The organism is Stenotrophomonas sp. 05L44_2 (assembly GCF_056665995.1).
In genome coordinates, this window is record NZ_JBFTNR010000267.1 from 1 (window position 1) to 7,122 (window position 7,122).

Sequence of the window (7,122 nt, forward strand, 5' to 3'; positions counted from 1 at the left end):
ACCCCAACCATCAGCACGCGGCTGTTGTTGTTGCTTTTGCTTTTGATCTTCTTCTTTCTCTTGCTGCGGCGGCGGCCGCAGGAAACTGTCAGAGGCCGGGTGGGTGGGCTGGGCGGGGGTGTCAGCCGCATGGATGCGGCTGCCAAGCCTCCAGGGACGGATTCACGGCGTCCCCCGAACAGCCCACCCACCCGGCCCAGCAAGCGATCCCGCTTCTGAACCCTCCGCAGAGGGGGCTCAGCCCGTTGGCCGGGAAACCTCAGTAGCCCGCCGCCTGCCCATCCTTGCGGCTCTCCGACGCGCCGTAGTACACGCCGGTTTCCGGATCACGCAGGATCGCCTGGTAACCGCCATACGGACCATCGGCGAACACCACCCGGTGCCCCTTGCGCATCAGCGCCCGCACCGTCTCGTACGGGAACCCGGTTTCCAGATTGACCTCGCCACCATCAGTCATGGCCGTCGCCTGCCCGGTCGGTTCGGTCGATCCCTCATGCTGGATGCGGGGGGCATCACCGGCCTCCTGCAGGTTCATGCCGAAGTCCACCAGGTTCATCACGATCTGTGCGTGCCCCTGCGGCTGCATCGCACCGCCCATCACGCCGAAACTTGCATAAGGCTTGCCGCCCTTGGTGATGAAGGCCGGAATGATGGTCTGGAAGGGACGCTTGCCTGGTGCGTAACCGTTGGGATGGTTCTTCTGCAGCACGAACATCTCGCCGCGATCCTGCAGGATGAAGCCCAGCCCCGGCGGGGCCATGCCGCTGCCCATGCCGCGGTAGTTGGACTGGATCAGTGACACCATCATGCCGTCGGCATCGGCCACGGTCATGTAGATCGTGTCGCCCTCTTCCAGCTGCTTGGGCGTGCCCGGCTGCACTTCCTTCAGCGCCTTGTCCATCGAAATCAGCGCGCGACGCTGCGCTGCGTACTCCTTGGAAATCAGCTTCTGTACCGGCGCGGGCTGGAAGGCCATGTCGGCGTAGAAGCGCGCACGGTCGGCGAAGGCCAGCTTCTTGGCTTCCACGAACAGATGCACGTGCTCGGGTGAGCCGAACGGAATCTTCGAGAAGTCGTAGCCTTCCAGTACGTTGAGGATCTGCAGCGCGGCGATGCCCTGGCTGTTGGGCGGCAGCTCCCACACGTCGTAGCCGCGGTAGTTGCTGCTGACCGGCTCGACCCACTCGCCATGATGGTCGGCCATGTCCTGGTAGCTCAGATAGCCGCCGTTCTTCTTGAAGTAATCGCCGATGGTGTGGGCGATGTCGCCCTTGTAGAAGGCATCACGGCCGCCGTCGGCGATCTTCTGCAGGGTGTCGGCAAGGTTGGGGTTCTTCCACATCTCGCCCTTGCGCGGCGCGTGGCCATCGATCGTGAACTGTTCCTTGAAACCCGGRTACTGCGACAGCTTCGGCACCGAGCGATCCCAGTAATAGGCAATCACTTCGGCAACGGGATGACCGTCGCGCGCGTAGCGGATGGCCGGGGCCAGGTTGTCGGCCATCGGCTTGCGGCCGAAGCGCTCGTGCAGCGCGAACCAGCCATCAACCACGCCCGGCACCGATACCGGCAGCGGGCCGGTCGCGGGGATCTCCTTCAGGCCACGGCGCTGGAACTCGGCCAGGGTGAGTGACTTCGGCGAACGGCCCGAGCCGTTGTAGCCGTAGAGCTTCTGCGTCTTCGGGTCCCACACGATGGCGAACAGGTCGCCGCCGACGCCATTGCCAGTCGGCTCCATCAACCCCAGCGCTGCGTTGGCCGCAATGGCGGCATCGACGGCTGAGCCACCGGCCTTCATCACGTCCAGCGCGATCTGGGTAGCCAGCGGCTGCGAGGTGGCGGCCATCGCATGCGGGGCGATCACCTCCGAACGGGTGGCGAAGGTGTGGCCGGTAATGCGGTCGGCGGCCTGGGACAGCATGGGCACGGCAGCCAGCACGGCAGCTGCCAGCAGGGAACGGGCAAGACGTCGGGACACGGTCAGGTTCCGAGGGAAGGGGTGGTGACCGGATCTTCGCCRCTACCGCGACCGGGGGCCATCGGGCATAGGTCATGGGGCGCCTCATGGAGCCACGGGCGCCATTGCCACGAACGCATCGCAATGCGCGCGGAACCTCCCGCGGCACACCGGGCGCTGCACGACCCGGCGAGCGCAGCTGGTATCGCCGGAATCCGCGCAAAAAACCCGTTGAAAAGAGTGAATTCGGGTTCACCGAAACACTTTCAGCAGCAACCATCCGTACTTATTACCCAACCAACAGGTGCGGGACGAGCCAGCGTGTAAGCAACAAACACACCGGAACTCTTCAAAAACCCGCACCCGCCCAGGTGCGGGTTTTTTCATTTCAGGACCTGGTTTCAGACGCAACCACCATGACCACCGCCTCCTCCACAACCTGGACCTGCTGCACCACGAACTCTCGTGGTGGCAGTACCTGTGCGATGCGCGGCGCTGCCCTCCCCGCTTTTCCCTGACCGGCCGGTACGTCGCTTCGACTGCCGGCCGTCTTTTTTCTTCCCACCCGCAAGGAACCTCCCCCATGAGCACCAACGAACTGCCCCAGACCAAGATCGCCGTCATCGGCTACGGCAGCCAGGGCCGCGCGCACGCGCTGAACCTGCGTGAATCCGGCTTCGAAGTGGTGGTAGGCCTGCGTCCGGGCGGCCCCACCGAGGTCAAGGCACAGGCCGATGGCTTCACCGTGAAGGCACCGGCCGATGCGGTGAAGGATGCCGACCTGGTCGCGGTGCTGACCCCGGACATGGTGCAGAAGAAGCTGTACGAGGACGTGCTGGCGTCGAACATGAAGCAGGGCGCGGTGCTTCTGTTCGCGCATGGTCTGAACGTGCACTTCGACATGATCAAGCCGCGCGAAGACCTGGACGTCGTGCTGGTCGCACCGAAGGGCCCGGGTGCACTGGTCCGTCGCGAATATGAAATCGGCCGCGGTGTGCCATGCATCTGGGCGGTCTACCAGGACAAGAGCGGCAAGGCCGCCGAGTACGCGCTCGCCTATGCGGCCGGCCTGGGTGGTGCGCGCGCCAACCTGATCCAGACCACCTTCAAGGAAGAAACCGAAACCGATCTGTTCGGCGAGCAGGCAGTGCTGTGCGGCGGCGCTTCGGCACTGGTGCAGGCGGGCTTCGAGACGCTGGTCGAAGCCGGTTACCAGCCGGAAATCGCCTACTACGAAGTGCTGCACGAACTGAAGCTGATCGTCGACCTGWTCTAYGAAGGCGGCATCTCGCGGATGCTGGAGTTCATCTCCGAGACCGCGCAGTACGGCGACTACGTCAGCGGCCCGCGGGTGATCGACGCCGGTACCAAGGCGCGCATGAAGGAAGTGCTGAAGGACATCCAGGACGGCACCTTCACCAAGAACTGGGTGGCCGAGTACGAAGCGGGCCTGCCGAACTACAACAAGTTCAAGCAGGCCGACCTGGAGCACCCGATCGAGAAGGTAGGCAAGGAACTGCGCGCCAAGATGGTCTGGTTGCAAGGTCAAGCCGCGTAACAACGCGGCACCCCCACCCGCTCTGCAAGGTTCCCCCATGAACTCTCCCACACACCGCAGCGCGCCGCCCAACGGCGCGCGCTGGCTGACCCAGGCGCTGGAGGCCGAGGGTGTCCGTACGCTGTTCGGCTATCCGGGCGGCACCATCATGCCGTTCTACGACGCGCTGGTGGATTCGTCGCTGAAGCACATCCTGGTGCGCCATGAGCAGGGCGCGGCACTGGCCGCCAACGGCTTTGCGCGCGCCAGTGGCCAGGTCGGCGTCTGCGTGGCGACCTCCGGGCCGGGCGCGTCGAACCTGGTCACCGGCATCGCCGATGCGATGCTCGATTCGGTGCCGATGGTCTGCATCACCGGCCAGGTCGCCACGCCGCTGCTGGGCACCGATGCGTTCCAGGAACTGGACGTGTTCGGCCTGACGATGCCGATCGTCAAGCACAGCTGGCTGGTGCGCAGCGTCGATGACCTGCCGCGCGTGGTGGCCGATGCTTTCCGCATCGCCCGCGAAGGCCGTCCCGGCCCGGTGCTGATCGATCTGCCCAAAGACGTGCAGCTGGCCGATGCCAGCCACCTGCCGGCGCATGTGCCGGCCAATGTGGAACCGCCGCCGGCCCCCGCCGACGCGGCCATCGCCGAGGCCATCGCGGCTCTGGCGGCGGCCGAGAAGCCGGTGGTCTACGCCGGTGGTGGCATCGCCCTGGGCGATGCCGTGCAGGACCTGCGCGAATTCGTCGAAGCCAGCGCCATCCCCACCGTGATGACCCTGCGTGGGCTGGGCGCGCTGCCTCCCCAGCACCCGCAGTCGCTGGGCATGCTGGGCATGCACGGCACCCGCGCGGCGAACATGGCCGTGCAGGAAAGCGATCTGCTGCTGGTGCTGGGTGCGCGCTTCGATGATCGGGCGACCGGCAAGCTGGCCGAGTTCGCACCGTTTGCCCGCGTGGTGCACATCGATGCCGATGCGTACGAGATCTCCAAGCTGCGCAGCGCCGATGTCGCCGTGCCCGGCAACGTCGGCCACGCCATCCGCGCCCTGCGTGCGGCCTTCCCCTCCCCCAAGGCCCATCAGGACGCATGGCGCAAGCGCTGCGCCCAGCATCGCGATCGCTTCGCCGCGCGCTACGACGCACCCGGCCAGCACATCTACGCCCCGGCGCTGCTGAAGCGCCTGAGCGAACTGGCGCCGGCCGATACGGTGGTCGCCTGCGACGTCGGCCAGCACCAGATGTGGGTTGCGCAGCACTGCCGCTTCACTCATCCGCGCAACCACCTGACCAGCGGTGCACTGGGCACGATGGGCTTCGGCCTGCCGGCGGCGATGGGTGCGCAGTTCGCCTGCCCCGAGCGCACGGTGGTGCTGGTCTCCGGCGATGGCAGCTTCATGATGAACGTGCAGGAGCTGGCGACCATCGCCCGCTGCCGCCTGCCGGTGAAGATCATCCTGCTGGACAACAGTTCGCTGGGCATGGTGCGGCAGTGGCAGGAACTGTTCTTTGCCGAGCGTTACAGCGAGATCGACCTGTCCGACAACCCGGACTTCGTCGCCTTGGCCAAGGTGTTCGGCATCGCGGCCACGCGCATCGACGCACGTGATGACGTCGAAGGTGGCCTGGCCGCGCTGCTGGCCGAACCCGGCCCGGCCCTGCTGCACGTGGCCATCGATGCACGCGCGAACGTGTGGCCGCTGGTACCGCCCAATACCGCCAACAGCACCATGCTGGAAAGCAACCCTGCACATGCACGCCAGGAGATCCCCAATGCAATACCGGCTTGACCTGGTGCTGCAACCGGCCGAGGGCGCGCTGCTGCGCGTGATCGGCATGGCCGAACGCCGCGGTTTCGCGCCGCGCGCGATCACCGGTGCGCCGGTGGCCGCCGATGATGGCCGTTGGCACCTGCAACTGGTGGTGGACAGCCAGCGCCCGCCGGAAACGCTGTGCCGGCAGATGGAAAAGATCTACGACTGCGTTTCGGTGCAGATGACCGCACTGGAAGGAGCATCCGCATGAACGCCCGTACCGTTTGCAACACGGTGCCGGTACGGAGGCGTCTTCTTCGCCGCCCGTGCCCGCATGCGGTGGTCGGCAACACCCTGCTGGTGGTCCATGCCGGCCGCTGACGCCAGCAAGGAAAGCGATGTCGGCGATGTAACCGTTGCCGACGTACTGGCTGCGCAGGCCCGCCTGCGCCGCTTCCTGCCGCCCACGCCGCTGCATCATGCCGAGCGCTTCGGCACTTGGCTGAAGCTGGAAAACCTGCAGCGCACCGGCTCGTACAAGGTGCGCGGCGCGCTGAATGCCCTGCTGGCCGCCCGCGAACGTGGCGATACCCGGCCGGTGATCTGCGCCTCGGCCGGCAACCACGCCCAGGGCGTGGCCTGGGCCGCCTATCGCCTGGATGTGCCAGCCATCACCGTGATGCCGCATGGCGCACCGGCCACCAAGATCGCTGGCGTCGCCCATTGGGGTGCAACGGTGCGCCAGCACGGCAACAGCTATGACGAGGCCTATGCGTTCGCCGTCGAACTGGCGCAGCGCCACGGCTACCGCTTCCTGTCCGCCTTCGACGATGCCGATGTCATCGCCGGCCAGGGCACCGTAGGCATCGAGCTGGYCGCACACGCGCCGGACGTGGTGATCGTACCGATCGGCGGTGGCGGCCTGGCATCCGGCGTCGCCCTGGCGCTGAAGTCACAGGGCGTGCGCATCGTCGGCGCGCAGGTCGAGGGGGTCGATTCGATGGCCCGCGCGATCCGCGGCGACGTGCGCGAGATCAATCCTGTGCCGTCGCTGGCCGATGGCGTGCGGGTGAAGATCCCCGGTTTCCTGACCCGTCGCCTGTGTACCTCGCTGCTGGACGATGTGGTGATCGTGCGCGAAGCCGAGCTGCGCGAGACCCTGGTGCGGCTGGCACTGGAAGAACACATCATCGCCGAAGGCGCCGGTGCGCTGGCACTGGCCGCCGGCCGTCGCGTCGCCGGGCGCCGCAAGTGCGCGGTCGTCTCCGGCGGCAACATCGACGCCGGCGTGCTCGCCGGCCTGCTCACCGACATCCGCCCACGCCCGCCACGCAAGCCGCGCCGGCGCCGGGCAGAAACCCCGCGCTCGCCCGGCAAGGCGACCGCCACCGCTTTTCCCACGCCTTCCCCTTCCCCCCTGCAAGCCGTCGCACCCGCTGTCGAGGAGATTTCCCTGTGACCACCATCGAACGAATTACCACCCCGCGCATCCGCATCTTCGACACCACCCTGCGTGACGGCGAGCAGTCCCCCGGCTGCAGCATGAGCCCGCCGCAGAAGCTGGTGATGGCGCGTGCGCTGGACGAACTGGGCGTGGACATCATCGAGACCGGCTTCCCGGCCAGCTCGCAGTCCGACCGCGAAGCGATGGCCCTGATCGGCCGCGAACTGCGCCGCCCGAGCCTGAGCCTGGCGGTGCTGTCGCGCTGCCTGCAGGCCGACATCGAAACCTCGGCGCGTGCGCTGGAAGCCGCTGCCAACCCGCGCCTGCATGTGTTCCTGTCGACCAGCCCGCTGCACCGTGAGCACAAGCTGCGGATGACCCGCGAGCAGGTACTGGAATCGGTACGCAGGCACGTAGCGCTGGCC

At 66.8% G+C, this 7,122-nt stretch carries 5 protein-coding genes and 1 pseudogene; 5 read left to right on the forward strand and 1 reads right to left on the reverse strand.

Annotated elements, in window-relative coordinates; all coding sequences use genetic code 11:
- Window positions 1-259: 259 nt before the first annotated feature.
- Entirely contained in the window at window positions 260-1,921 is a 1,662-nt protein-coding gene (gene ggt, locus AC1VAN_RS10900) for a gamma-glutamyltransferase (protein ID WP_442252294.1), read from the reverse strand.
- A 619-nt stretch (window positions 1,922-2,540) separates the two neighbouring features.
- Between ggt and ilvC the strand changes: the two genes are divergently transcribed.
- The 5 genes and pseudogenes from ilvC to AC1VAN_RS10925 all read left to right on the forward strand — a co-directional run.
- Window positions 2,541-3,515 carry a ketol-acid reductoisomerase gene (gene ilvC / locus AC1VAN_RS10905; RefSeq protein WP_480985795.1) on the forward strand — a complete coding sequence of 325 codons (975 nt, stop codon included), beginning with the start codon at window positions 2,541-2,543 and terminating at the stop codon, window positions 3,513-3,515.
- Window positions 3,516-3,552: 37 nt separating this feature from the next.
- Window positions 3,553-5,289: an acetolactate synthase 2 catalytic subunit gene (gene ilvG, locus AC1VAN_RS10910; protein WP_059065039.1), complete on the forward strand. Its 1,737-nt coding sequence runs from the start codon at window positions 3,553-3,555 to the stop codon at window positions 5,287-5,289.
- On the forward strand, window positions 5,273-5,524 hold the full coding sequence (locus AC1VAN_RS10915) for an ACT domain-containing protein (RefSeq protein WP_025874150.1): 252 nt from the start codon (window positions 5,273-5,275) through the stop codon (window positions 5,522-5,524). The genes ilvG and AC1VAN_RS10915 overlap by 17 nt, the downstream gene beginning before the upstream one ends.
- 96 nt (window positions 5,525-5,620) lie before the next feature.
- A complete protein-coding gene (locus tag AC1VAN_RS10920; RefSeq protein ID WP_480985796.1) occupies window positions 5,621-6,712 on the forward strand; it encodes a threonine dehydratase in 1,092 nt (363 codons plus the stop codon).
- Window positions 6,709-7,122: pseudogene (locus tag AC1VAN_RS10925) on the forward strand (2-isopropylmalate synthase); the annotation flags it as partial. The gene AC1VAN_RS10920 and the pseudogene AC1VAN_RS10925, both read left to right, overlap by 4 nt.

Excerpts from the sequence above, each read along its gene's own strand:
- ilvG (WP_059065039.1), top strand. The coding sequence starts at position 3,553 with ATGAACTCTCCCACACACCGCAGCGCGCCGCCCAACGGCGCGCGCTGG.
- AC1VAN_RS10915 (WP_025874150.1), top strand. The coding sequence starts at position 5,273 with ATGCAATACCGGCTTGACCTGGTGCTGCAACCGGCCGAGGGCGCGCTG.